24 protein-coding genes are annotated in these 23,315 nt (G+C 54.9%); 12 read left to right on the top strand and 12 right to left on the bottom strand.

The window, feature by feature from the left end; genetic code table 11:
- Nucleotides 1-5: 5 nt before the first annotated feature.
- From E3E25_RS05475 to E3E25_RS05460, 4 genes are read left to right on the top strand one after another with little or no spacing between them, the layout of a single operon-like run.
- Complete coding sequence (locus tag E3E25_RS05475; protein ID WP_167892151.1) at nucleotides 6-434, top strand: archease; 429 nt, start codon at nucleotides 6-8, stop codon at nucleotides 432-434.
- A 9-nt stretch (nucleotides 435-443) separates the two neighbouring features.
- Nucleotides 444-1,379 carry a tRNA (cytosine(49)-C(5))-methyltransferase gene (locus E3E25_RS05470; RefSeq protein ID WP_167892150.1) on the top strand — a complete coding sequence of 312 codons (936 nt, stop codon included), beginning with the start codon at nucleotides 444-446 and terminating at the stop codon, nucleotides 1,377-1,379.
- Nucleotides 1,376-1,825, top strand: a complete 450-nt coding sequence (locus E3E25_RS05465; RefSeq protein ID WP_167892149.1) for a hypothetical protein — start codon at nucleotides 1,376-1,378, stop codon at nucleotides 1,823-1,825. Before E3E25_RS05470 ends, E3E25_RS05465 begins: the two co-directional genes overlap by 4 nt.
- A 60-nt stretch (nucleotides 1,826-1,885) precedes the next feature.
- On the top strand, nucleotides 1,886-4,768 hold the full coding sequence (locus tag E3E25_RS05460) for an intein-containing RctB family protein (RefSeq protein WP_167892148.1): 2,883 nt from the start codon (nucleotides 1,886-1,888) through the stop codon (nucleotides 4,766-4,768).
- Nucleotides 4,769-4,816: 48 nt separating this feature from the next.
- Here E3E25_RS05460 and E3E25_RS05455 read toward each other — a convergent pair whose 3' ends face one another.
- From E3E25_RS05455 to E3E25_RS05445, 3 genes are read right to left on the bottom strand one after another with little or no spacing between them, the layout of a single operon-like run.
- Entirely contained in the window at nucleotides 4,817-5,743 is a 927-nt protein-coding gene (locus E3E25_RS05455; protein WP_167892147.1) for an ABC transporter permease, read from the bottom strand.
- The gene (locus E3E25_RS05450; protein ID WP_167892146.1) at nucleotides 5,740-7,869 is read right to left on the bottom strand and encodes an NEW3 domain-containing protein; all 2,130 of its coding nucleotides are present in this window, start codon (nucleotides 7,867-7,869) and stop codon (nucleotides 5,740-5,742) included. Before E3E25_RS05450 ends, E3E25_RS05455 begins: the two co-directional genes overlap by 4 nt.
- Nucleotides 7,866-8,795: an ABC transporter ATP-binding protein gene (locus tag E3E25_RS05445; RefSeq protein ID WP_167892145.1), complete on the bottom strand. Its 930-nt coding sequence runs from the start codon at nucleotides 8,793-8,795 to the stop codon at nucleotides 7,866-7,868. Before E3E25_RS05445 ends, E3E25_RS05450 begins: the two co-directional genes overlap by 4 nt.
- Before the next feature lie 97 nt (nucleotides 8,796-8,892).
- On the opposite strand from E3E25_RS05445, the gene moaC reads away from it, so the two are divergent.
- The gene (gene moaC / locus E3E25_RS05440) at nucleotides 8,893-9,372 is read left to right on the top strand and encodes a cyclic pyranopterin monophosphate synthase MoaC (RefSeq protein WP_167892144.1); all 480 of its coding nucleotides are present in this window, start codon (nucleotides 8,893-8,895) and stop codon (nucleotides 9,370-9,372) included.
- On the opposite strand, the gene E3E25_RS05435 is transcribed toward moaC, so the two are convergent.
- The gene (locus E3E25_RS05435) at nucleotides 9,357-9,869 is read right to left on the bottom strand and encodes a hypothetical protein (protein WP_167892143.1); all 513 of its coding nucleotides are present in this window, start codon (nucleotides 9,867-9,869) and stop codon (nucleotides 9,357-9,359) included. The genes moaC and E3E25_RS05435 overlap by 16 nt on opposite strands.
- Before the next feature lie 106 nt (nucleotides 9,870-9,975).
- Between E3E25_RS05435 and E3E25_RS05430 the strand changes: the two genes are divergently transcribed.
- Both E3E25_RS05430 and E3E25_RS05425 read left to right on the top strand, forming a co-directional pair.
- Complete coding sequence (locus tag E3E25_RS05430; RefSeq protein WP_167892142.1) at nucleotides 9,976-11,706, top strand: endonuclease MutS2; 1,731 nt, start codon at nucleotides 9,976-9,978, stop codon at nucleotides 11,704-11,706.
- A 30-nt stretch (nucleotides 11,707-11,736) separates the two neighbouring features.
- A complete protein-coding gene (locus E3E25_RS05425; RefSeq protein ID WP_240910743.1) occupies nucleotides 11,737-12,579 on the top strand; it encodes an ATP-binding protein in 843 nt (280 codons plus the stop codon).
- A gap of 2 nt (nucleotides 12,580-12,581) precedes the next feature.
- On the opposite strand, the gene E3E25_RS05420 is transcribed toward E3E25_RS05425, so the two are convergent.
- Nucleotides 12,582-13,250 (bottom strand): Kae1-associated kinase Bud32, encoded by a 669-nt coding sequence (locus E3E25_RS05420; RefSeq protein WP_167892141.1) that lies wholly within the window; start codon nucleotides 13,248-13,250, stop codon nucleotides 12,582-12,584.
- Nucleotides 13,251-13,254: 4 nt separating this feature from the next.
- Nucleotides 13,255-13,566, bottom strand: coding sequence for a hypothetical protein (locus tag E3E25_RS05415; RefSeq protein ID WP_167892140.1), 312 nt, complete (start codon nucleotides 13,564-13,566; stop codon nucleotides 13,255-13,257).
- Between the two features lie 177 nt (nucleotides 13,567-13,743).
- Between E3E25_RS05415 and thsB the strand changes: the two genes are divergently transcribed.
- The 4 genes from thsB to E3E25_RS05395 all read left to right on the top strand — a co-directional run bounded on the left by thsB (nucleotide 13,744) and on the right by E3E25_RS05395 (nucleotide 18,179).
- A complete protein-coding gene (thsB, locus tag E3E25_RS05410; protein WP_167892139.1) occupies nucleotides 13,744-15,396 on the top strand; it encodes a thermosome subunit beta in 1,653 nt (550 codons plus the stop codon).
- A 72-nt stretch (nucleotides 15,397-15,468) separates the two neighbouring features.
- A complete protein-coding gene (locus tag E3E25_RS05405; RefSeq protein WP_167892138.1) occupies nucleotides 15,469-15,987 on the top strand; it encodes a hypothetical protein in 519 nt (172 codons plus the stop codon).
- A gap of 38 nt (nucleotides 15,988-16,025) precedes the next feature.
- Nucleotides 16,026-16,898: a zinc metalloprotease HtpX gene (locus E3E25_RS05400; RefSeq protein ID WP_167892137.1), complete on the top strand. Its 873-nt coding sequence runs from the start codon at nucleotides 16,026-16,028 to the stop codon at nucleotides 16,896-16,898.
- A 138-nt stretch (nucleotides 16,899-17,036) separates the two neighbouring features.
- Nucleotides 17,037-18,179 (top strand): amidohydrolase, encoded by a 1,143-nt coding sequence (locus tag E3E25_RS05395; RefSeq protein WP_167892136.1) that lies wholly within the window; start codon nucleotides 17,037-17,039, stop codon nucleotides 18,177-18,179.
- Here the strand turns inward: E3E25_RS05395 and E3E25_RS05390 are convergent.
- Genes E3E25_RS05390 through E3E25_RS05365 form a run of 6 tightly spaced genes read right to left on the bottom strand, consistent with a single transcriptional unit; the run spans nucleotide 18,176 to nucleotide 22,201 of the window.
- Entirely contained in the window at nucleotides 18,176-18,574 is a 399-nt protein-coding gene (locus tag E3E25_RS05390; RefSeq protein WP_167892135.1) for a DUF86 domain-containing protein, read from the bottom strand. The genes E3E25_RS05395 and E3E25_RS05390 overlap by 4 nt on opposite strands.
- On the bottom strand, nucleotides 18,543-18,956 hold the full coding sequence (locus E3E25_RS05385) for a nucleotidyltransferase domain-containing protein (protein WP_167892134.1): 414 nt from the start codon (nucleotides 18,954-18,956) through the stop codon (nucleotides 18,543-18,545). Before E3E25_RS05385 ends, E3E25_RS05390 begins: the two co-directional genes overlap by 32 nt.
- Nucleotides 18,957-19,001: 45 nt before the next feature.
- Nucleotides 19,002-19,949 carry a radical SAM protein gene (locus tag E3E25_RS05380; RefSeq protein ID WP_167892133.1) on the bottom strand — a complete coding sequence of 316 codons (948 nt, stop codon included), beginning with the start codon at nucleotides 19,947-19,949 and terminating at the stop codon, nucleotides 19,002-19,004.
- A complete protein-coding gene (locus tag E3E25_RS05375; RefSeq protein ID WP_167892132.1) occupies nucleotides 19,933-20,757 on the bottom strand; it encodes an NAD(P)/FAD-dependent oxidoreductase in 825 nt (274 codons plus the stop codon). Before E3E25_RS05375 ends, E3E25_RS05380 begins: the two co-directional genes overlap by 17 nt.
- The gene (locus E3E25_RS05370; RefSeq protein WP_167892131.1) at nucleotides 20,739-21,371 is read right to left on the bottom strand and encodes an isochorismatase family cysteine hydrolase; all 633 of its coding nucleotides are present in this window, start codon (nucleotides 21,369-21,371) and stop codon (nucleotides 20,739-20,741) included. Before E3E25_RS05370 ends, E3E25_RS05375 begins: the two co-directional genes overlap by 19 nt.
- Before the next feature lie 23 nt (nucleotides 21,372-21,394).
- Nucleotides 21,395-22,201 (bottom strand): SDR family oxidoreductase, encoded by an 807-nt coding sequence (locus E3E25_RS05365; RefSeq protein ID WP_167892130.1) that lies wholly within the window; start codon nucleotides 22,199-22,201, stop codon nucleotides 21,395-21,397.
- A 71-nt stretch (nucleotides 22,202-22,272) separates the two neighbouring features.
- On the opposite strand from E3E25_RS05365, the gene E3E25_RS05360 reads away from it, so the two are divergent.
- Nucleotides 22,273-23,283, top strand: coding sequence for a deoxyhypusine synthase (locus E3E25_RS05360; protein ID WP_167892129.1), 1,011 nt, complete (start codon nucleotides 22,273-22,275; stop codon nucleotides 23,281-23,283).
- Nucleotides 23,284-23,315 lie beyond the last annotated feature (32 nt).

Raw genomic sequence — 23,315 nt, 5'->3', positions numbered from 1 at the left:
AGAAGATGAGGAAGTGGGAGCACTACGAGCACACGGCTGACGTTGGAATCAGGGGCTACGGCGAGAGCCTTGAGGAGGCCTTCGAGGCCGTTGCGCTGGCGCTCTTTGACGTGATGGTTGATGTGAGGAAGGTCGAGAGCAAAGAATGCCGCCAGGTCGAGGCCGAGGGTGAAGACATGATGGCGCTCCTCTACAACTTCCTTGAGGAGCTTCTCGTGCTTCACGACATGGAAGGGCTGGTCTTTGGAGACGTTGACGTTGAGATTGAGAAGACCACGGAGGGCTACCGGCTTAAAGCCAAGGCCTGCGGTGAGCCCTTGGATTACGAGAAGCACGAGCCGAAGGAAGAGGTGAAGGCGATAACCTACCACGAGATGAAGATAGAGCGGCTACCGGACGGGAGATGGATGGCGCAGCTGGTTCCGGACATCTGAGGTGGTTCCATGAGCGCGAGGGACAGGATTAAAGAAACCAATCCGGCCTTTTACGAGCGCTATTCGATGCTCGAAGACACGGACGAGTTCTGGGAGTTTTTAGTTAAACCGCTCAGGCAGAGCATAAGGGTGAACACGCTGAAAGCACCGCTTGAGGTGGTCGTTGAGAGGCTCAAGGAGGAGTTCGAGCTCGAACCCATCCCCTGGGTTCGCGAGGGCTTTTTCATCAACGTTGACAACCTCGCGAAGGTGCCGGAACACAGCCTTGGCCTGATCTTCGGCCAGGAAGCGAGCTCCATGATTCCCCCGGTGGTACTCGATCCGAAGCCAGGTGAGCTGGTTCTCGACATGGCGGCAGCACCTGGCTCGAAGACCGGGCAAATAGCGCAATACATGGAGAACGAGGGATGCATAATAGCAAACGACCCGAAGCTCAGCAGGGCCAACGTCCTCATAGCGAACCTTAACAGGATGGGCGTCTTAAATACCCGCGTAACCACAAAGGACGGTGCTTACTTCGGCCGTTTTGAAAATACTTTTGACAGGATTCTCCTCGACGCTCCGTGCTCTTCTGTGGGAATGATAAGAAAGAGGTGGAAGTTTCTCTCTGAGTGGCGCCTGAGGGGCGTCATCAAGTACATGAAGGTTCAGAAGAGGCTCATCCTGGCCGCCTACCGGGCGCTCAAGCCGGGCGGGACTCTGGTTTACTCAACATGCACGATAGACCCCCTGGAGAACGAGGAGGTCGTTGATTACCTCCTGAGGAAGACCGACGCGAGGCTTGAGCCGATAGATCTGCCGGTGAAGACCAGCGAGCCGGTCCTTGAGTGGGAGGGGAGAACCTACTCTGAGGAGCTGAAAAAAGCCCTCAGAATTCATCCAAACGACAACGACACAGAGGCGTTCTTCATAGCCAAGATAGTCAAGGCGGAGGGAGCGGAATGAGCGAAAACCCAAGGGCTGAGATAGGGCAGACGAATGACGCCGAACTCGTCAAAAAACTCCTCCTTGAGAACTACGGCTATGCACCTGATCTCCTCTACGAGATACGCGGGAGGTATCACAAGGTCTACGCCTGGAAGCCATGCCCCCTTGAAATCAGGGGCCCCGACAGAAACGGGGTGTACTTCGGGAGAATAGAGAGCGATGGGATAAGGCTGAGCATCGAGGGTTCCTTCCTCGTTGGGCCAAAGGCCACGAAGAACGTCGTAGAGCTGGACGACGAGAGGGCGAGGCTGTATCTGGCGGGTGAGAGCGTCGAGATTGAAGATAAGAACCTCCATGGGTGGGTAATAGTTAAGTGGCGCTCCTACTACCTCGGCTCGGCCAAGGCTAAAGCTGGAAAGCTCATAAACTACGTGCCGAGGGAGAGGAGGCTGAAGCTGGAGTAACATTTCCGTCCCTCGAAAGCTTAAAATAACGTTAGGGTAATCTAAAACGGAGGTGGAAGGATGGTGCCGCTGAAGAGGATAGACAAGATTCGCTGGGAGATACCGAAGTACGACAAGCGCATGAGAGTTCCGGGCAGGGTTTACGCTGACGACCAGCTGATAGAGAAGATGCGCGGAGATAGAACCCTTGAGCAGGCCGCCAACGTTGCGATGCTCCCTGGCATCTACAAGTATTCCATAGTCATGCCCGACGGCCATCAGGGCTACGGCTTCCCCATTGGCGGTGTCGCGGCCTTTGACGTCAAAGAGGGCGTGATAAGCCCCGGGGGCGTCGGATACGACATTAACTGCCTTGCCCCCAACTCGAAAGTCCTTACCGAGCATGGATACTGGGTTAAAGTTGAGGAGATGCCCGAGAGGTTCAAACTCCAGGGACTCAGGGTTTACGACATTGATGAAGGTCACAACGACTTTTCGGATGTTGCTTTCGTTGCCGAGAGGGAGGTTGAGGAGAAAGAGCTTGCAGTTAGAATCGTCACCGAGTCGGGAAGGATCATCGAGGGCAGTGAAGACCACCCGGTTTTAACACCACAGGGCTACGTTTACCTTGGAAACCTAAGGGAAGGCGATGAGGTCTTAGTTTATCCCTTCGAGGGCGTTAAGTTCGAGGGGAGGGGAGGAGTTCTCCTGAGCGAGAAGGACTTCGAGGGCGTTGATAACCAAGTGCTAATGTTTCTGCGCGAGAGGAAGCTCCTGCCCCTCCACTGGAACGACCCAAGGCTCGGAACCCTTGCGAGAATCCTCGGCTTTGCATTCGGCGACGGCCACCTCGGTGAGATGGACGAAAGGCTTTACCTGAGCTTCTATGGAAAAGAGGGGACGCTGAGGGAGCTCAAGAAGGACCTTGAGAGGCTCGGAATCAAAGCAAACCTCTACGTGCGCGAGAGAGATTATCGCATCGAGACCGTCAGCGGTGAGTACGAAGGTAAAAGCGTTTCGGCAGAGCTCAGGGTTACATCGAGGAGCTTTGCCCTGCTCATGGAGAACCTCGGGATGCCTAGGGGCAGGAAGGCTGAGAAAACCTACAGAATTCCGGAGTGGATCAAGGAAGCCCCGCTCTGGATAAAGAGGAACTTCCTTGCCGGACTTTTTGCGGCAGATGGAAGCATCGTCGAGTTCAAGGGCAACACTCCATTGCCAATAAACCTCACCCAGTCGAAGGCAAAAGAACTTGAGGCGAACATTAAGGAGTTCATGGATGATATAACAAAGCTTCTCGCAGAGTTCGGCGTTAGGACGACGGTTTACAGGATTAAGTCGAAGAAGGGTGTCACCTACCGGCTCGCCCTCGTCGGCGAGGATAGCATAAGGAACTTCCTCGGGAGGATAAACTACGAGTACGACCTTGAAAAGAAGGCCAAGGGCCTAATCGCCTACGCCTACCTGAAGTTCAAAGAGCGTGTTAAAGCCGAGAGAAAGCGAGCCTCTGAAACCGCGAGGAAGGTTTACGAAGAAACCAGAAGTGTCAAGAAGGCCTATGAGTCCGTTAAGGATGTAGTTAACAAGCGCTTCGTCGAGAGGGCAATCTACGAGGGTGAAAAGGAGCCACGCGTTCCCAAGGACTTTCCGACCTTCGAGGAGTTTGTGAAGGAAAGGGGCTACGAAGGTGGCTTTGTGGCTGAAAAAGTCGTAAAGATAGAGCGGGTCAAGCCGGACTACACCAAGTTCTACGACATCGGCGTTTATCACAGCGCCCACAACTTCATAGCCAACGGCGTAGTAGTCCACAACTGCGGCGTCCGCCTAATCCGGACCAACCTCACCGAGAAGGAAGTCAGACCAAAGATAAAGGAGCTCGTCGATACGCTCTTCAAAAACGTTCCGAGCGGACTTGGGAGTAAAGGTAGGGTGAGGCTCCACTGGAGCCAGCTCGATGACGTCTTGGCTGATGGAGCCAAGTGGGCAGTTGACAACGGCTACGGCTGGAAGGAGGACTTGGAGCACCTGGAGGAAGGCGGCAGAATGGAAGGTGCCAACCCCGGGGCGGTGAGCCAGAAGGCGAAGCAGAGAGGCGCTCCACAGCTCGGTTCCCTCGGCTCAGGAAACCACTTCCTCGAGGTTCAGGTGGTTGATAGGGTCTTTGACGAGAAGATAGCCAAAGCTTATGGCCTCTTCGAGGGACAGGTCGTTGTGATGGTTCACACAGGTTCGCGCGGTTTGGGCCACCAGGTGGCGAGCGACTACCTCAGGATAATGGAGAAGGCCAACAGAAAGTACGGTGTGCCGTGGCCTGACCGTGAGCTCGTCAGCGTCCCCTTCCAGACGGAGGAGGGGCAGAGGTACTTCAGCGCGATGAAGGCAGCTGCAAACTTCGCCTGGGCCAACCGGCAGATGATAACCCACTGGGTCAGGGAGAGCTTTGAGGAGGTCTTCAAGAGAAAAGCAGAAGACATGGAGATGCATATAGTCTACGACGTGGCTCACAACATAGCGAAGGTCGAGGAGCACGAGGTCGATGGGAAGAAGGTCAAGGTGGTCGTCCACAGGAAGGGAGCCACGAGGGCCTTCCCTGCCGGCCACCCGGACGTTCCGAAGTCCTACAGGGATGTCGGTCAGCCGGTTCTGATTCCAGGTTCGATGGGAACCGCGAGCTACGTTCTTGCTGGTGCCGAGGGCTCGATGAGGGAAACCTTCGGAAGCTCGTGCCACGGTGCAGGCAGGTTGCTCAGCAGGAAGGCCGCAACGAGACAGTACCGCGGGGACAGGCTGAGGAATGAACTCCTCCAGAGGGGAATCTACGTCCGCGCGGCTTCGCTGAGGGTCGTTGCCGAGGAGGCACCTGGAGCTTACAAGAGCGTTGACAACGTCGTCAACGTCGTCCACGAGGCGGGGATAGCGAACCTCGTGGCGAGAATGCGCCCGATGGGCGTCGCCAAGGGCTGATTTCGGTTTTCCTATTCTTTACAAATTTGCAAATAGAAAAGCGGAAAGTCAGTTGATGTCGCTGGTCATGAACCTGACGTAGGCGAAGGCAAAGGGCAGGAATAGCATGACCAACAGTATCGCCAGGTTGTTGAAGCCGTAGGTGAAGGAGTCTCCAAGGGGGAGGTAGTAGTTGAGGAATCTGTCGCCTCCGAAGATGTACTGAACGAGCTGGGCGTAGTGGTGTGCGGGGTTCAGGAAGTGGAGCCTTGCCATCCATGTGTTCACGGTTTCTCGCCAGACCTCATGGGCGCTCGTCCCCCAAGGCGGCTCTGGTCCTGCGAGCTTTGGTGCCACGATCTCCACCACGATGCCGTAGAAGACCGTGAGGAAAATCGCCAGACCAACTGTGGCGAGCATCGAGGTCTCAGGCTTTTTGAAGAGCGTTGAGAACAGCACTCCAATTGAGAGGAATACCAGCGTGTAAAGCATTGTCGCCAGGATCGCCAGGAACCCTCTAAGGAGCGAGTCCCCATCAACGGGTATTCCCAGTATGAGCATCACGGCGATGATGGCAACGTATACCACCAGGTTCGTCAGTACTATCAGGGCCCCCATTCCAAGGAACTTGCCGTTGATGACCTCGTCCCTGTAAACTGGGTGGCCCAGGAGAACCTTGGCCGTTCCGGTTTCAACCTCCCGGTTTATTGCGTCCGATCCGAGGGCGGCTCCGAGGACCGCCCCAATGACGGTGATTATCATCATGTTTATCATGAAGAGCATCGCAAGGGGGGTCATGTAAACCTCACCCGTGGTTCCCCACAGGCCGAACTCGTTGGATTCGACGCTTGGAACGCCCATCTGAATCAGGTAGTCCTTGATGCCGTAGACCGCGAGGCCAAAAATAAGGAGGTAGAGAGCCATGATGACGATGAACCTCTTGCTCTTCACCGAGGTGTATAGCTCCTTGAGAGCTATGTTCCAGGCGGGGTTCATCTCCTACCGACCCTCCTCATCAGCCATATTACGATGCCGAAGACGACCACGAGCAGGAGGATTCCGAGATAAGCGCTGCTTGAGCCCTGCGTAACCCTGACCGTTATCACGGTTTCTGCCTTTGCCTGGTCACCGGTGGCGGTTACGGTTATGGTGTAGGTCCCCGCGGGGGCTGACTTGGGAACCTTGATCCTCAACTCAAACTGGCTGGGGCCCTCGCTGACCACAACGTTTCCCTTTCTGATCGGTCCTACTCGGGGTATGCTGCTGGGAACCGCCTCAACTTCCCATCCGCTGGGGGCCTGGACGGTTATCTTGATGTTGGTGACCGTTGTCCCCATGCTGTCAATCCATACCGTGGTGGCCGTTGAGCCCCCTGCCTTGACCGTGAGCGCCGGATAATCAGCGTTGAGGGAGAGTGCGGCAGGGTTCTCGACTTTGATTATGACGGGGATTTCAACCTTGGTGCCCTTCCCGGTGATGATGAGCTTGGCGTTTATTTCGCCGGACACTACGTTGAACGGGGCTATAACAACGAGGTACGCGCTGGCACTCTCTCCGGGGTCTGCTTTCATTGTGCCAATAGGCGTTGCGCCGGTGGGATCCCGGCTGATCACGTAGCTCCACTCGGGTTCGAGACCCTCCAGCGTGACACGGTACTCGTCCTCTTTGGAGCCGAGGTTGGTTATCGTGAGCTCCGTGCTGGCACTCGCCCCCGCTGTCACTGTAAGAACGTCGTTCTTGAGCCTGGCCTCGAAGTAGTGGGGCGCCTTTGTTAGGGCTATATTGAGGGTCTTCTCCTCGCCGTCCCCCAGTTTTACAGTTTCCTCTATTGGGACTGCCCCAGGAGCGCCGGCGGCGATTCTATACTCTCCCGCTGGGAGCTCAACGGTAACGCTGCCAACCGCCGACGTCGTAACGTTCTTTCCGCCGATGCTGACCCATCCCTTCAATGGATTCCCGCTCCCGTCGGTCAGGATCACCGTCAGCTTCGCGGGCTGGCCGAGGTACGTCTTGTATATGTGAACCGTCAGGCCGTATTCCTTCCCGTTTATGGTGAAGCTCAGCCTGTGGTCGCCAAGGGTCGCGTTCCTGGGTATCTCGATGAACAGGGTGGCGCTGAAGGTTCCCGAAACGGTAAAGCTCCTGAGCCTGTACTGGCCGTCCGTCAGGTACATCGTCCATCCTGCCGGGACCTCAGTTGCCTGGAACTCCACGGCGCCGCTTCCCGTGAAGGTTATTGGAACCGCGAGTTTCTGTCCCGCCTCTGCCTCCAGGCCCAGATACGGAATTGAGACATCGATTGCAGCGGCCTCTATCTGAACGCTTCCCGGAAGGTCCCCAATGGAGAATCCGAGGGTTCCGCTACCGGCAGGCTCAATGTGAAGGCTGACCGTTACCGAACCCTTGGGGTGAAGCGTTATCTCCTCGACCTCGACACCACCGTACAGGAAGCTTGCCCTCCACCCTTCCGGCATCGAGGTGACCCTGAGGGGCAGTCTAAGCTCCGAGTTCGAGGCGCTGGTTATCGTTATCGGCACATCAACGGGCCCGGAGACCCTTATCTTCCCGTAAGGGTAGAACACCGAGTATTCCATGCTGACCGTTTCCGAGGCGGGTTCCGCGGCGTATACTTTTATCTCCTTTCCATCGTACTCCAAGGCTATGAGGTCGACAATGGCACTTCCGTTTACCTCCAGAGTCCTCGCAACACCGTTCACGGAGACGTCTACGGTCCTGTTGCCCGCTGCGATAACGCGGACAACGTTCCCATTGAAAACTGCCTTGGCACCGACTTCGGGTTTTAGGGACGTAACGAACTCTGGCTTCACGGACACGACTATGAAGCCGCCCTGCGCGGTGTAGCTCCCCATGAGTATCCTGAGGCCGTCACGCTCTATTTCGGTTCCAAAGGCGAAGGGCTTCAGTTCCAGTATCCTGCTCCCGTTCCTCAGCATCAGATAGTAACTCCCGTCGGCGGCCTGAACCACCGTTATCGTGTAGTTCCCAACCGCGATCGTCTGCCCCACGGAGATCCTGTCCTCGAACACCGTCACGTAAGGCTGAGCCGCAACGAGTGAGGACAGAAGAACGAAGGAAAGCAGAACCACCAGGAATTTTCTCATTCTCCATCCCTCCCGTAGATAGTCCGGAGGAAAACGTCCTCCAGGCTGGGTTCTTCAACATCGAGCTTCAGGATCGTGAGGCCTTTTTCGGAGAGGTATTTGGAGAGGTCTTCCCTTATGTCGGTCCTGGCAAATATTATGGCCCGATTCGGTCCGACCGGCTCGACCCTCGTTATCTCGGAATGCTCTATCTCCGGCAGCGGCTCCTTGGTCTCAACCTTTATCTCGTAGCCCTCAAGCTCCATGAACTGCCTCTTTATCTCCCCGAGGGTTCCGACGGCCTTCAGCTTCCCTTTCACTATTATACCGACCCTGTCGCTGAGCTCCTCGACCTCGCTGAGCACGTGGGATGAAAAGAAGACGGTTCTGCCCTCGGCCTTTGCCTCCCTGATGAGCCTCTTAACGAGGTGGGCTCCCTCGGGGTCGAGGCCGCTCGTCGGCTCGTCGAGGATGAGCAGTTCGGGGTCGTTTATAAACGTCTGGGCTATCAGAAGTCTCTGCTTCATGCCCTTGGAGAAGGTCTTCGCCTTTCTATAGCGAACCTCCCAGAGGCCGACCATCTTCAGGAGTTCGGTTATTCGCTTCTCCTTCTCAGCGTTCGACATCCTGTAAAAGTTTGCGAAGAACTCCAGGTTTTTCCATGCTGTCAGCTCGCCGTATACCGTTGCGTTCTCCGGGAGGTATCCAAGCCGTTCCTTTATCCGAATCGGCTCCTTTGTCACGTCCATTCCGAGAAGCTCCACCCTACCTTCGTCAGGTATAACCAGATTGAGCATGCTGAGGATGGTGGTGGTTTTACCTGCGCCGTTTGGACCCAGGAAACCGAAGATTTCTCCCTCGTTGACCTCCAGGGTGAGGGAATCAACCGCCCTCAGGGTCCCGTACGATTTTGTGAGGTTCTCGATGAGTATGGCGGGTGACGGCATGCATTACCACCTCTGACGATAGTAAGGAGGGCATAACTTAAAAGGATTACGGGCAGGGTTTTAAAGGGGGAGCGACTTATATAGCTGGGGGAGATTCATGAAGGGGTTCACTCACTTCGATGAAAGGGGCGTTAAGATGGTTGAGGTTGGCCACAAGAGTGAGGTTTTCAGAAGGGCCGTGGCAAAGGGCAGGATAAGGCTCAGGCCGGAAACGATAGAATTGATAAGGTCCGGGAAGACGAAGAAAGGTAACGTTGTAGCCACCGCCCAGATAGCGGGAATCCTGGCCGTCAAGAAGACGCCGGAGCTGGTTCCCCTCTGCCACCCGATACCACTCACAGGCGTTGACATCTCCTTCGAGTTCGGCGAGGACTACATCGAAGCAACCTGCGAAGTTCGCGCCTATTACAAGACGGGAGTTGAGATGGAGGCTTTAACCGGCGTCACAGTTGCACTTCTGACGATATGGGACATGGTGAAGGCCGTTGAGAAGGACGAGAACGGTCAGTATCCCTTCACGAGGATTGAGGACGTTCATGTGGTCGAGAAGGTGAAGGAGACCTACTCTTCACAGTAGCCAATCAGGGCGTATTCCAGTAGTTTCGCTAAATCGTTCAGTATGAAACCAAAGAATAGCAGAAAGAGGCTTCCGCTGGGATTGTCCCTGAAGGCCCGGTTTATTATCCCGAGAAACACAGCCCCCCATATCACAAGAGGAGGCAGTTCTGTGAGAAACCTCTCCCTTAGAGAGGTTCTGGACACGAGGAAGCGCTTTAGCCCGTTCTCATCTCGGGCCATGAACCGCTTTGGGCTCGGCCATTCCTCCTTGGAAACCCATGATGTGTGCCTTGCAAGAAACATTTTTCCATCTTTGAATTTTAACAGATAAACGTACTCCCCGTAGCTTGAGGCCAGGAAGGATTCCACATGAAGCTCCGGATCGATATCAGAGGAGAATTCGACAACATACGCTCCCTTCCTCTTAAAATGAGGTAGGATATCCTTGGGCGTGGATTTTGCGAATTCCAGCACTCTGATACGGTAGGCCGGTCTGAGAATTCTCTTGACTATCATTCACCTCACCCGAGGGCATTGTTTGGAATTTACTCTACGATTTTATAAAATTTGCCGTTCCCGAGCTTCAGGTAACTTTTTTAGTCCTTTGCCCATTTCCTTAGCGATGACGCTCAAGCTGAACCCCGAGGCTAAAGCGATATACCGCGCAATCAGAGAGGAGATAAAGAGGCGGTTAGTCCTCCCTGGGAGTTCGGTCTTTCTAGATAGGTTTGAACCCACCTCCGAGCGGGATGAAATTCTTCGCAGGCGGGATTATTTCCGGGAAAACCTCCCTAAAATCCGGGCCGAGCTGAGGGAGCAGGTAGCCAAAGTCAAACCGATAAAGTTCCGCCGCGATTACCTTCACGACAGAATCCTCATAGTTGACGAAAGTGAACTCGAAAGGGCCCAGAGCCTGGGACTCTGTGAGGTCTCGACGGGTTTAGAGGAGGCGGAGGGCTATCAGCTGGTGCTCAGCACCGTTGGCTACGGGATTGACGTCGAGCTAACGCCGTCCCAGATAGCACCGGAGCTCTACATCATGCCCCTATGGGAGAATAAGGGAACCCTTGAGGCCCTGGCCAAAATCGGCGAGCTAACCGGCGAGGGCAGCGTCGCCTCAGAAATCCTCCGTGAGCTGAACGAGCTTGGGGAGGTCATGGGAAAGCGGAAGCTCCTCGACGGCCTTGAGGAACTAATAGCCGAGAAAGAGCGCGAGCTTAACGAGGAAATAGCAGAGAAACTTGAGAAGTTCAGCCTGACGCTGAGCGGGAAGGAATTGCTCGACTTCCTCGGAGAGCTCAAGGCCGGGAACTACGAGGCCATATTCAGACACTTTGGAGAGGTTGAGGGTGAAATTATTGACTTAATCAACGAAACCGAAAAGGAGCTGAGCGAGAAGCTTGGCATAACCGTTGAGCTCTTTTCCCGGGAGGAGCTGTATCCGGTGACCGTGCCCCCGGAGAGGGTGGAGATGCTCCGCGAGGAGCTCGATAGGGAGCTTAGGGTCGAGCTTTACCTAAAGAGCAGGGAAGTGCTTGAGAGGATAATGCCCCTTCTCCCCAAGCTCCGGGAAGAACTCGGCAGGGTTTATGAGCTTGACTTCCTGCTGGCGGTGAAAGACTTCACCGAGGGCTTTTCCTTTCCGGAGCTCTGGGAGGGTGGAATGGCGTTCGTCAGCGGGAGGCACCTCTTCATAGAAAACCCCCAGCCGGTCAGCTATGCTGTCGGGAAAACGCCTGATGAGTTCTCAGTCCAGGGAGCTGGAGATATAGGCGGCGAGAAAGTGGTTATCCTCACCGGTGCCAACAGCGGCGGAAAGACGAGCCTTCTGGAGCTGATGACCCAGATAATGATCCTCTTCCATATGGGTCTTCCCGTGCCGGCCGAGAAGGCCTGGGTTGAGCCCCTCGATGAGTTGTTCTTCTTCCGGAGGAAGAGGAGTGTCTATGGAGCCGGGGCCTTTGAAACGGCCCTGCGCTCATTCGTCCGTGCGTTGAAGGGTTCGGGCAGAAAGCTCATCCTCATAGACGAGTTCGAGGCCATAACAGAGCCGGGCGCGGCGGTGAAGATAATCGGTGAGCTCCTCAAAATTGCCCACGAGAGGGGCTTTTACGTTGTCATAGTCTCCCACCTGGGAGAGGATTTGAAGAAAGAACTTCCCTTTGCCAGAGTCGATGGAATAGAGGCCAAAGGCCTTGATGAGAACCTCAACCTCATCGTTGATCGGCAGCCGGTCTTCGGAAAGCTCGGTCGGAGTACTCCAGAGCTCATCGTTGAAAGACTTGCACGAAAGAAGCGCGGGAAGGAGAGGGAGATATTCGAGAGGGTTCTGAGGGCGTTCGGGCAGGAGTGAGTTCTGCACTCGTCCCTGAGCGGTGACGGAATGCATGCATATCGTCCTCACGTGGGGACAATGTTTATAAAGGGGTCATCTGCCGTTGATGTCCTTCACTCCGGAGCGGACCTGTCCCGTAGGGTCGTGCTGAAGGAATTGCCGCCGGCATCGTTTAGGGAGTGGCTGAACATTCGAAAGGGTATGGATATCCCCGTCCACTCAATGGAAGAAGTGATTTCCAGACCGTTTGACATGACAGAGATGTACATGGAACTTCACGCCCTCTGGACGGAGTACATGGAGCGGGGTGGTGCCCTCTACCCGGAGAGCGGGTTCTACGATGCCCTCGAAAACTCCATCAGAAAGGTTATACTCGAGGACCTATCCGCGCTGAGGGAAATCAGCGTGAAGTACGAGACAGATGCATACCGCCTGCTCTATCTCGTGGCTAAATCTGCTCCCTTTGAGGTGAATTATTCCTCAATAGCCAAGGAGCTGGGCGTCTCAAAGAACATGGCCATAAGGCTCGTTGAGGACCTCTCCAAGGCAGGTTTGCTATACACCCTCCAGCCCTGCGGTAGCGTAAGAAAGGAGCCAAAGATCTACCTTACAGTTCCACTCAGAATGTTCTTTGCCAAAAAGGGCTTCAGCATTCACCTGGGTGCCTTGAGGGAGGAGTTCTTCGTGAACCACGTGAGGTGGATCTCCCAGCCGTGCTACCTAAAGGGAAAGCGGGGTGAAAAAACCGCGGACTTTAAAGTTGGAGACTGGATAATAGAAGTTGGTGGTGAGAAGAAGAGGAGATATCAGAGGCCGGATTATATAGCCGTGGACGGACTGCTGACCGGAAACGGCAGGATTCCGCTCTTCCTTTTTGGCTTGATATATTGAACTTACCCCACCCAGCTCCGCTCCCTGTACCTACCACGGCTTTCTATCTCCTCGATTTTTACCTCTATTTCTCTCCTAGCCTCCTCGCCGCGAACCTCGGCGTAGCCCTCCAGAACCGCCTCAAACCCCTCCTCGAACCAGGTGTAGTGCGTGCTCTCCATGGCCCGCTTTAGGAGATGCAGATCGACGCCCTGGGCCTCCAGGGTGGGGTCAAAGTCCGCCAAACCGAAGTCTATCATGTAAACCTTTCCCTCCCAGAGTATCATATTACTTGTTGTCAAATCGCCGTGCACTATTCCAGCCTCGTGAAGTTTTCCAACCTGCCTGCCTATCTCGCGGCAGAGGGAAAGCCTTTCCTCCATTGGAATCTCCTCGAGGTGCTCCTTCAGTCTCTTTCCGTCGATGAACTCCATTGCGATTACCATGTCCCTCAGATTGACCTCGTAAACGTGAGGACAGTTCACGCCGAACTCTTTGGCACGGTGGAGAACCCTGGCTTCTCTCACCGTCCTCTCCTTCCTCAGCTTCTCATCTATCTCCCTTATGCGGTAGCGCTTCGGGATTCGGTGCTTTATCACGACTTTCTCTCCGGGGAGGAGGTTTACTCCGAAGAACTCCTCAAACTCGGCCAGGTATATCTTTGCCTCGGCTCCCTGCTTTATCAGCTCCATGGAATCACCCCTGGCTAGGCGCGAAATCCTTAATCAACCTTAAGTAGTCCTTTATTGCAACCCTTATCTCAACGACGTTCTCCATTTTGATGACCAAAATCCCTGTGTCATCCCGTACAACTAAAACAGCCTTATCAACGTTTCCCTCGCTTATAATTCTGCGCGCGTATTGAAGCTTTTCGGCATTGGAGTATAACATATCATCCAGAATGGAGGCGACGTTGTCAACGTCCACACTCATGACGCCGTATTTCTCTATGACGTCAAGAATCCTCAGGGCTTTCTCTGGGGTCAACGGGTATATCATGGGTTCCATCACTCCCACCAGCGGTGCCTTGGTTCTAAAGGTTTTAGCCCTTTCCCCCAGTTACAATCTTTGTTTCTGTCATTTATTCAAAGATCTTCACATTTCTTGAAATTTTTGACCCAAAAATTTATATGCAACGCTGACGAAGCGTTTCTGCAAAAAGCAATTTAGTAGGAGGAATGTCAAATGGCACAGCTCAGCGGACAGCCGGTTGTTATTCTGCCTGAGGGAACCCAGAGGTACGTTGGTAGGGACGCCCAGAGGCTCAACATTCTGGCTGCTAGGATTATAGCCGAGACGGTCAGGACGACCCTCGGCCCGAAGGGAATGGATAAAATGCTCGTCGACAGCCTTGGCGACGTCGTTGTCACCAACGATGGAGCCACTATTCTCGACAGGATAGACCTTCAGCACCCCGCTGCCAAGATGATGGTTGAGGTTGCGAAGACCCAGGACAAGGAGGCTGGCGATGGAACCACTACCGCCGTCGTCATTGCTGGCGAGCTTCTCAGGAAGGCTGAGGAGCTCCTCGACCAGAACATACACCCCAGCATCATCGTCAAGGGCTACACCATGGCGGCCGAGAAGGCCCAGGAAATACTCCAGGAGATCGCCATAGAGGTCACCCCGGACGACGAGGAGACCCTCATGAAGATAGCCATGACGTCCATAACTGGCAAGAACGCCGAGAGCCACAAGGAGCTCTTCGCCAAGCTCGCCGTTGATGCCGTCAGGCAGGTCGCCGAGAAGAAGGACGGCAGGTACACCGTCGACATCGACAACATCAAGATCGAGAAGAAGGCCGGTGAGAGCGTCGAGGAGAGCGAGCTGATAAGGGGCGTCGTTATCGACAAGGAGCGCGTCCACCCGAGGATGCCCACCAAGATCGAGGGTGCCAAGATCGCCCTCATAAACGAGGCATTGGAGGTCAAAAAGACCGAGACCGATGCGAAGATAAACATCACCAGTCCTGACCAGCTCATGAGCTTCCTTGAGCAGGAAGAGCAGATGATAAAGGAAATGGTGGACAAGATAGCCGCCACCGGTGCGAACGTCCTCTTTGTCCAGAAGGGCATTGACGACCTCGCCCAGCACTACCTGGCCAAGTACGGCATTCTCGCCGTTAGGAGGGTCAAGAAGAGCGACATGGAGAAGCTCGCGAAAGCTACTGGAGCTAAGGTCGTCACCAACGTCAAGGATCTCACCAGTGAAGACCTCGGCCACGCCGACATCGTCGAGGAGCGCAAGATCGCCGGCGAGAGCATGATCTTCGTTGAGGGCTGCAAGAACCCGAAGGCCGTAACCATACTCATCCGCGGTGGAACCGAGCACGTTATAGATGAGGTTGAGCGCGCTCTGGAAGACGCCATCAAGGTCGTCAAGGACGTCATGGAGGACGGCTACGTTCTCCCGGCCGGTGGTGCCGGCGAGATAGAGCTCAGCATCAAGCTCGACGAGTACGCCAAGCAGGTCGGCGGCAAGGAGGCCCTCGCTATAGAGAACTTCGCCGAGGCCCTTAAGATAATCCCGAAGACCCTGGCAGAGAACGCAGGTCTCGACACCGTTGAGATGCTCGTCAAGGTCATCAGCGAGCACAAGAACAGGGGCAGGGCCATAGGCATCGATGTCTTCGCCGGCGAGCCGGCCGACATGCTCGCCAAGGGCATCATCGAGCCGTTGAGGGTTAAGAAGCAGGCCATCAAGAGCGCCAGCGAGGCCGCGATAATGATACTTCGCATTGACGACGTCATCGCGGCAAAGATAAGCAAGCCCGAGCAGAGCGGTGGCGGAATGCCCGGCGGTATGGGCGGTATGGGCGGCATGGACATGGGCATGTGATGCCCTTTCACTTCCCTTTTCTGTCCAGAATAGCTTATAAATTGGCTCTCACGCATTCCAGACGGTGATGGCATGTACACCGTGAAGAAGAGCAGGGCCGGCTACATCTTCGACCTTCCGCGCGGGAGGATAGCCTTTCTCTTCAAAGATGGCGGAACCTACATCATGTACCACGACGAGAGGGTTCTCTGCTATTCCCTTGAGCCCCTGCCCGTAACCATCGAGGAAGTTGAGAACTTCGAGAGAACGAGCGAGCTTCCGGCGCTTATCAGAGAGATAAAGTCCGGCCGCTTTCCGGAGTCCTGCGTCGTTAAGGAGCTCCCGCCCGTAGATGAGGACCTCATGCCCTTCAACCCAGACAGGAAGTGCGTCGTGGCCTTCACCGGCTTCCAGGATACCGTCATAGACTACATGGAGTGCGGTGGCGAGACCTTTGCGGTGGCAAGGCTTGTAGATGATCCCTCAGAGGCCTGCAGGTTTGTTGGGAAAGGCAACTACAAAATCGCGGCCGTTAACCTGAGAAAAGGTAAAAACTGCCTTGGCAGGGAGGAGTTCTTGTCTAGGCTGAGGGAATGCACCGAAAGCTTTTAGTACCAATCGGTTATTTTAACTTCTCGGGGGGTGAAAAGATGGGACTGCTGATGTGGCTCAGAACCGGCTTGCTCATGGCCATACTGACGGGATTGCTAATGGCCATCGGCTACGTCTTCGGCGGGCCGAACGTGGCCTTCCTGATGTTCCTGTTCTCGCTGGCCTTCAACTTCATAACCTACTGGTACAGCGATAGAATCGTCCTGAGCTGGTATCGTGCGAGGATCGTGGATGAGTTTGAGGCCCCTGCGCTCTACGCGATAGTCAGAAAGCTTGCCGAGAACGCCGGCCTTCCGATGCCGAGGGTGGCCATAATCCCCAGCGAGACGCCGAATGCCTTTGCCACCGGCAGGGATCCGAAGCACGCCGTCGTGGCAGTCACGACCGGACTTCTCAGGATTCTCGACAGGGATGAACTTGAAGGTGTCATAGGCCATGAGCTGACCCACGTAAAGAACAGGGACATCCTCATAGGGACGATAGCGGCCGCGATGGCCGGGGCCATAATCCAGCTCGCCTACTGGGCAAGGTGGATAGCCATCTTCGGCGGCTTCGGCAGGGACGATGATGATGGAGGAAATATAATCGCGGCAATACTTGTGGCAGTTCTGGCCCCAATAGCGGCGATGCTGATTCAGGCAGCTATAAGCCGCTCCAGGGAGTTCCTGGCGGATGAGGGTGGAGCAAAGATAAGCGGCAAGCCCCATGCCCTGGCGAGCGCCCTGATGAAAATTGAAGGGGCGGTTCGCTACAGACCAATGAGGGAAGGGAACCCGGCAACGGCCCACATGTTCATCGTCAACCCGTTCAGGGGCGCCAGCATAGCGAACCTGTTCTCGACTCATCCTCCCACCGAAGCGAGGATCGAGAGGCTCAGGAAAATCGCCGAGGAGATGGGCATATACTTCTGAGGTTCTTTTCTGTTTCTATCTTGCCTTTGCAGATAGGTGGATATTGCGGAGTTTTGGAATCCCATAATTATCTAATTCTGTAATTAAATCATCGACAGGCATTTAAGCGTTCGGGCGGACTCTTAAGCGGTGACAACCATGAAGGCCGTTAAAGCCACCATTCTCTACGACGGTCTGGGGAACGTTCTCAGGGATGTGTACGTCGTCTTCGATAGGAACATAGTTGATGTAACGAAGGAAAAGCCGAAGGAAGCCGAAGTTATAGCCGAGGGCGTTGTTACACCCGCGTTCATAGACGGCCACAGCCACATAGGAATGGAGCGCTACGGAGAGCCCTACCAGGAGGGCGAAGCCAACGAGCAGATGGACGCGGTTCTTCCACTCGTCGATGCCCTCTACTCAATTTACATGGACGACAAGGCCTTCAAGCACTCCATCGAGTTCGGTGTTCTCTACTCGTCAGTTCTGCCGGGAAGCGGAAACATAATCGGCGGAAAGGCGGTCTTCATAAGGAACTACGGACGCGACATCGAGGATGCCTTTATCCAGTACGCGGGCGTCAAAGCGGCTTTCGGCTACAACCCGCGTTCCACCAAGGAGTGGAAGGGGACGAGGCCAAGCACGAGGATGGGTGCAATAGGGATACTCCTCAGCTGGCTCATAAAGACCAGGAACACCATAGCGCTCCTTGAGAAGGGCAAGAAGGAACCCGAAGAGGTCGAGCCTACGGTTGAGGCCCTCATACCAGTCCTCAAGGGCGAAGTCCCGCTCCGCGTCCACGTCCACAAGGAGGACGACATCGCGGCGCTCCTCATGATAAAGAGGAAGTTCGGACTGCGGATTACAATCGAGCATGCCGGCGACGTCCACAGCAGGGGGACCTTCGAGAAGATTAAGGCAGAAGGAGTTCCGATAATCTACGGCCCCTTCGACAGCCTCCCCTACAAGGTCGAACTCAAGCACGAGGACTGGAAGAACGCCCGCTACCTGCTCGAGGTAAAACCCCTCTTCGGCCTCATGAGCGACCACCCTGTCACGCTTCAGGCCAACCTCTACCTCCAGCTCAGGCACTTCATAAGGCTCGGCATGAGCAAGGCGGAAGCGATAAAGATAATCACCCACAACAACGCGAAAATACTCGGCGTTGATGACAGGCTTGGAAGCATAGAGAAGGGCAAGTGGGCCTCGCTCGTCGTCTGGAACGGCGACCCCTTCAGCCTTGAGAACTACCCGACGCACGTCTTCGCGGAGGGCGAGCTGATTCACGAGGCGGAGCTTTAGTCTTCCAGCTTTTCATACTTTTCCACGAGCTTTATAACAATCTCGTATAGCTCATCAATTCTGCTGAGGCCCTCCCTCACAGCATCGAGGTTAAGTCTGTCGTACTTGTGAACAATGGCATTTCTAAGTCCGTTGTACGCCCTCAAAAGTCCTGCTTCACCTTCGGATATAACTTTTGCCTTTCTAAGTCGCTCGATGTTTGTATAATCATCTTCAACGGTCATGCCCAAGTCCTTAACAAGCATTGCAACGATGTCCATTGCGATATCCACACAGAGCTGAAGGGAATAAAAGAGGGCCCTCTGGGTAACATCGTCCTTCATTTCATGGCTCTTTATGAACTCGTATTCCTCCTCAAACCTCTCAAGCTTCTCTAAGTACCTCTGCCTTCTCACGGGCACGCCTCCTGAGTCTTATCTTCTCCCTCACGCTCTCAAACCGGTTCTCCTTTATTCTGTGCTCCATGTCCTTCCACAGCTTTCGGAAGCGGTAGAAGTACTCCGACAGTTCAATCTCGTCGCCGTAAATTACTTTGTGGTTCCTGATAACCTCGATCTGGAGGTAGAGCGGAAGCTCCTCGAAGACTTTGATATCGTACTTTCCACCGAGTTTTTGGAGGACTTCCCCATATACGCCGGGTTTTGGCTTAACGAGGCATACATCGATGTCGCTTCTGCTTGTAGCATCGCCCTTAGCGTGGGACCCGTATAGGAGAATTCCCATGCACGAGTCTTTAAACTCCTGGAAGTCCCTGCGGAGCACTGCCATGAGTTTCATTGAACCACCGTATAAACTGAGACAAAGAAGAAGATAAGCCTTTCGTCAGCTCACCCTGAACTCAAATCCCCGCACAAAGGTGTATGCTTCCATCAGCTCTGGCCGCTCCTTGAGGAACCTGAGAATGTACTGGCCGCAGTTCGAGCCGATGAGGTTCTCCCTCGTGTCGCCGACCGATATGATGACGTCGTAGCCGAGCCTCCTTAAATCGTCCACGAACTTCCGGTGCTTCATCGGAAGGCCGGTCTCAAGGTCAACGTCGTTGGTGAGTCTGTTCTTTAGGGCACTCACCGTCGGGTTGAGCGGCGTTATCTTGATGAGGAAGTATTCCTTCGGGAAGTACTCAGCTATGACGCTTGCATCGGCCTCGTTCTCCCTCGCGAGGGCGAAGTTGAGCGTAATCTTCTTGCCGCCATCGTCGTAGAAAGCTTTGCCGTACTCCGCGATTTTCTCGAAGTCCCACTTCCTGACCGGGATTATCTCGTCCCTCTGCTCGGGATTGGTCGAGTGTATCGAGAACTGGAGCTGGAAGTTGGTCGGAAACATCTCCTTCTTGAGCTCCAGCAGGGCATCGAAGAACTTATCGGTTCCTATCGGGGCTATCGTCGAGAGCGATGGGTGGAAGTTCTCGTAGCGCTCACCCAAAAGCCGCATCGCCTCTATCACCGCCATGTTGAAGCTCGGCTCGCCCATTCTCGCGAACTGCACCTTGAACTTTTTGGTTTTTGGCTTCCCGTTCCAGCGCCTAGCTATCGGGTACTCTATCTGCTCCATCAGCTCATCGAGGTCCAACCTTCCCTTGTAGAAGAAGCCCGCGTCGCACATCTTACAGCCGACGGGACAGCCGTTGAGCGATGAGACGATGAGCACCCACTTCTCGGCCGGGTTGTAGGTGGGAATTGATTCAACGAACTCGACGATGTTCCCCTTGGAGGTCTTTCCTATATAAACCACCGCAACGTTGGGGTCGCCAACCTCACTCAGTATCTCCATACCGCTCCCTCCTCCATATCGTCATTGCCGTTTTGATTCCATCGGCTATGGCCAGGGCCGTTTGCCTGTAGATTCCGTTCTTAACGTCCCCGACCAGGAAAAGGTTATCGTCCTCGATGTTCTGAACCAGCTCGATGTTTGGGACCCTCCCAATGGCCCCGAGCACTAACTCTACCTCAAAGTCGCCAGCGCTGGTCCTGGCTAAAAGCTTTCCCTTCCCGTTTATGGGTCTTACTTCCCTAACCTGTCCCATCAGCGTCCTGATGTTTGAGCGCTTTTTCACAAGCCCCTGGAGATAGGGCAGGGCCTTCGGCTTGCTCCTCATTAGGATTATTACCTCGTCGCTGGTCTCGCTCACTGTTAAAGCGTAGTCAAAGGCCACATCGCCGCCGCCGATTATGAGAACCCTTCCGTAGTGCCGCCTCGGGACTTCAGAGACGTGGTAGGCTATCCCCTCGAAGGGGAGCTTCTTCGGCCTCGTACCCGTCGCAACCACGAGGTACTTGAAGCGGTAAGTTCCTCCCTCCGTTTCGACTTCAAACATCTCGCCGGTCTTTCTCACGGCCTTGACTTCCTGGTAGAGGATTTTCAGGTCGTACTTTCTCACGTACTCCTCAAGAATTTTGACGACCTTCTCGCCCTTGATCCCGTCTGGAAAGAACATGGTGTTCTCTACGGAGTAGGCGTTCCTTATGAGTCCACCTATCCGGTCGCGCTCGAAAATTACACTCTCAATGCCGTAGCGCGCCAGCTGGACGGCCGTCGCTATGCCCCCTATTCCAGCCCCGATTATTCCGACGAGAGCCATTCCAGCACCTCCTTTAACAGGGGCGTAACCGCGAAGCCGTGGGAGAGGTTTCTGAGCGTCGCCTCGTGGAAGAGCCTGTTCTGGGTTAGCGTCCCATCGACTGGAAAAATCACGTTGAAGCCCCTCACGAAGGCCTCTCTGGCAGTGGTTTCACAGCAGAGGTGAGTCATGACGCCGGTTATGACTACCGTCTCAACTCCAAGCCCCCTCAGCAGGCCCTCAAGGTTAGTGCCGTGAAAGGCGTCGTAGGTCTTCTTCTCAATGACGGTTCCGGCGAAGGGCTTGAACTCTTCGAGAAGTTCGTTCAACGGGTCGTTCTTTGGCATATCGCCGCCCCACCAGAGGGTCATTATGTCGTTCCGGTGGAAGTGGCGGGTGAAGATTATCGGGACTCCGAGCTTCTCCGTCTCTCTGTAAAACTCCACCAGCCTCGGTACGAAGCGCGGCGCGGAAGGTAGAAACGCCCTGCTCTCGGGCTTGAGGAAATATGCCTGAAGGTCTATCGCCAGAACCGCCACCTTCCGGAACGGTTTGACCTTCTCCCACTTCCTCGGTTTGAAATACCCCTCCCGCATCTTGGCTATGAATTCTCCGGTGAGGTAGTCCTCCTTCATGGGTGTGGGAAGGGAGGGAGGCCTTAAATGTCTATCCCCCTCGTCATCGCGCCGTCTATGACAACGGTCGAGCCGAGCATGTACTCCGCTTCCTCGCTCAGGAGGAAAGCCACGAGCGAGCCGAGCTCGTCCCATCTGCCAGTCCTGTGGAGGGGCGTTCTGGCCAGAACCTCCCGCTCCCAGGTTTCCTCAAAGGTCTCACCCCTAGACTCGGCAACGGCCTTGAGGTTCTCCCTCGCTCCAGGTGTATCGAAGCTACCGAGCAGGACGGAGTATGCCCTAATGCCTCTCTTCCCGTACGTCCGAGAAACGCTTTTCGCCAGCTGAACCAGCCCCGCCCGCGTTACATCGGCTAAGACCAGCGGGGGCATGGGCTCTTTAATCGAGACTGAGTTGAGGTAAACGAGAATGCCCTTCCTTTTTCTCTCGAGCCATGCCTGAACGAGAAGCGTTGTCAGGTAGCCCGGGGCGACCGTGTGGAGGGCAGAGGCCTCGATCCAGTCGATATAGCTTGCCTCGTGGAGGAGGCACGGCTCGCAGCGGACGTTTCCAGCGTTCCAAATGAGGGCATCAATTTCTCCAAGAAGTTCCCAGCTTTTTTTGACGAGGTTCTCAAGGTCGTTCTGGTCAAAGAGGTTTGTCCTGACGGAATAAACCTCACCGTAGCTTGAAAGCTCATCCAGGGCCTTCTTCAGGTTCTCCTCGTTCTGGGAGCTTATTACTACGCGCGCGTTCCTTTTCAACAGCTCCTTTGCAACGTTGAAGCCTATGCCTCGCGATGATGCCGTGACTATGACCCCGAGGCCGTTTAGATCTATCTTCACCGGCATGTGGGAAAGTTGGGGCTGGAGAATAAAACGCTTTCCCAAAACTTTATACGTCCACCCTCGAAGTGCCAACCATGACCGAGCCGAAGGACATCGTGCTAAAGGAGAGCGAAGAAGTTGAGGGGCTTCCTATTGAGGGCCCCTGGCTGGACGAGGTTTCGAGCCTTGAGGAGGTTTTGGATTATTACGAGCGCATAGGCTTTCAGGCGACCCATCTCGGAAAGGCGATAGAGATATGGCGCAAGGTCGAGGAGAAGCGCGCTAAGGGGGAAGAGGTGAGAGTTTTTCTCGGCTACACTTCCAACATAATCTCTTCCGGCTTAAGGGAGCTGGTCGCGTGGCTCGTCAAGGAAGGTAAAGTGGACGTCATTGTAACTACCGCCGGCGGGATCGAGGAGGACTTCATAAAGGCCCTGAAGCCGTTCATCATCGGCGACTGGCATGTGAACGACGTCCTGATGCGCGAGAAGGGCATCAACAGGATAGGCAACATCTTCGTGCCCAACGACCGCTACATCGAGTTCGAGAAGTACATGATTCCCTTCTTCGAGCGGGTTCTTGAGATGGAGCGCGAGAGGGGCAAGCCCCTGACGGCGAGCGAGTTTATCCACGAGATGGGTCGCTACATGGACGAGAAGCTGGGGAAGGAGAAGGAGAAGAGCGTAATCTACTGGGCCTACAGGCGGAACGTCCCAATTTTCTGTCCGGCCATAACCGACGGCTCGATAGGGGACATGCTATACTTCTTCAAGGAGGAGCGCGGTGACAGGGAGCTGATCATTGATATCGCCAACGACATCGTCAAGCTCAACAACCTCGCGGTCACAGCGAAGGAGACCGCCTCGATAATTCTTGGAGGTTCTCTACCCAAGCACGCGATAATCAACGCCAACCTCTTCAGGGGTGGAACGGACTACGCGATTTACATCACCACTGCCATCCCCTGGGACGGCTCTCTGAGCGGTGCTCCACCGAGCGAAGGTGTCAGCTGGGGCAAGATAAGGGCTAAGGCCGACTACGTTGAAATCTGGGCAGATGCAACGCTCGTCTTCCCGCTGCTGGTGTGGAAGGTGATGAGGGGATAGGGTTATATCTAATGAACCCCAAACTAAGAGCG

This window comes from Thermococcus sp. MAR1, from assembly GCF_012027305.1.
Lineage (GTDB): Archaea > Methanobacteriota_B > Thermococci > Thermococcales > Thermococcaceae > Thermococcus.
The sequence above is the reverse complement of the archived record's forward strand: the minus strand, read 5'-3'. Positions and strand labels throughout refer to the sequence as shown.

Coding starts and splice junctions, on each gene's coding strand:
- E3E25_RS05465 (WP_167892149.1), top strand. CDS start 1,376: ATGAGCGAAAACCCAAGGGCTGAGATAGGGCAGACGAATGACGCCGAA.
- E3E25_RS05360 (WP_167892129.1), top strand. CDS start 22,273: ATGACCGAGCCGAAGGACATCGTGCTAAAGGAGAGCGAAGAAGTTGAG.
- E3E25_RS05380 (WP_167892133.1), bottom strand. CDS start 19,949: ATGGAGATACTGAGTGAGGTTGGCGACCCCAACGTTGCGGTGGTTTAT.
- E3E25_RS05420 (WP_167892141.1), bottom strand. CDS start 13,250: ATGGAGCTGATAAAGCAGGGAGCCGAGGCAAAGATATACCTGGCCGAG.
- E3E25_RS05385 (WP_167892134.1), bottom strand. CDS start 18,956: ATGAAACTCATGGCAGTGCTCCGCAGGGACTTCCAGGAGTTTAAAGAC.
- E3E25_RS05370 (WP_167892131.1), bottom strand. CDS start 21,371: ATGAAGGAGGACTACCTCACCGGAGAATTCATAGCCAAGATGCGGGAG.
- E3E25_RS05470 (WP_167892150.1), top strand. CDS start 444: ATGAGCGCGAGGGACAGGATTAAAGAAACCAATCCGGCCTTTTACGAG.
- moaC (WP_167892144.1), top strand. CDS start 8,893: ATGAAGGGGTTCACTCACTTCGATGAAAGGGGCGTTAAGATGGTTGAG.
- E3E25_RS05400 (WP_167892137.1), top strand. CDS start 16,026: ATGGGACTGCTGATGTGGCTCAGAACCGGCTTGCTCATGGCCATACTG.
- E3E25_RS05450 (WP_167892146.1), bottom strand. CDS start 7,869: ATGAGAAAATTCCTGGTGGTTCTGCTTTCCTTCGTTCTTCTGTCCTCA.
- E3E25_RS05430 (WP_167892142.1), top strand. CDS start 9,976: ATGACGCTCAAGCTGAACCCCGAGGCTAAAGCGATATACCGCGCAATC.
- E3E25_RS05435 (WP_167892143.1), bottom strand. CDS start 9,869: ATGATAGTCAAGAGAATTCTCAGACCGGCCTACCGTATCAGAGTGCTG.
- thsB (WP_167892139.1), top strand. CDS start 13,744: ATGGCACAGCTCAGCGGACAGCCGGTTGTTATTCTGCCTGAGGGAACC.
- E3E25_RS05445 (WP_167892145.1), bottom strand. CDS start 8,795: ATGCCGTCACCCGCCATACTCATCGAGAACCTCACAAAATCGTACGGG.
- E3E25_RS05365 (WP_167892130.1), bottom strand. CDS start 22,201: ATGCCGGTGAAGATAGATCTAAACGGCCTCGGGGTCATAGTCACGGCA.
- E3E25_RS05475 (WP_167892151.1), top strand. CDS start 6: ATGAGGAAGTGGGAGCACTACGAGCACACGGCTGACGTTGGAATCAGG.
- E3E25_RS05405 (WP_167892138.1), top strand. CDS start 15,469: ATGTACACCGTGAAGAAGAGCAGGGCCGGCTACATCTTCGACCTTCCG.
- E3E25_RS05375 (WP_167892132.1), bottom strand. CDS start 20,757: ATGGCTCTCGTCGGAATAATCGGGGCTGGAATAGGGGGCATAGCGACG.
- E3E25_RS05455 (WP_167892147.1), bottom strand. CDS start 5,743: ATGAACCCCGCCTGGAACATAGCTCTCAAGGAGCTATACACCTCGGTG.
- E3E25_RS05460 (WP_167892148.1), top strand. CDS start 1,886: ATGGTGCCGCTGAAGAGGATAGACAAGATTCGCTGGGAGATACCGAAG.
- E3E25_RS05425 (WP_240910743.1), top strand. CDS start 11,737: ATGCATGCATATCGTCCTCACGTGGGGACAATGTTTATAAAGGGGTCA.
- E3E25_RS05395 (WP_167892136.1), top strand. CDS start 17,037: ATGAAGGCCGTTAAAGCCACCATTCTCTACGACGGTCTGGGGAACGTT.
- E3E25_RS05415 (WP_167892140.1), bottom strand. CDS start 13,566: ATGGAACCCATGATATACCCGTTGACCCCAGAGAAAGCCCTGAGGATT.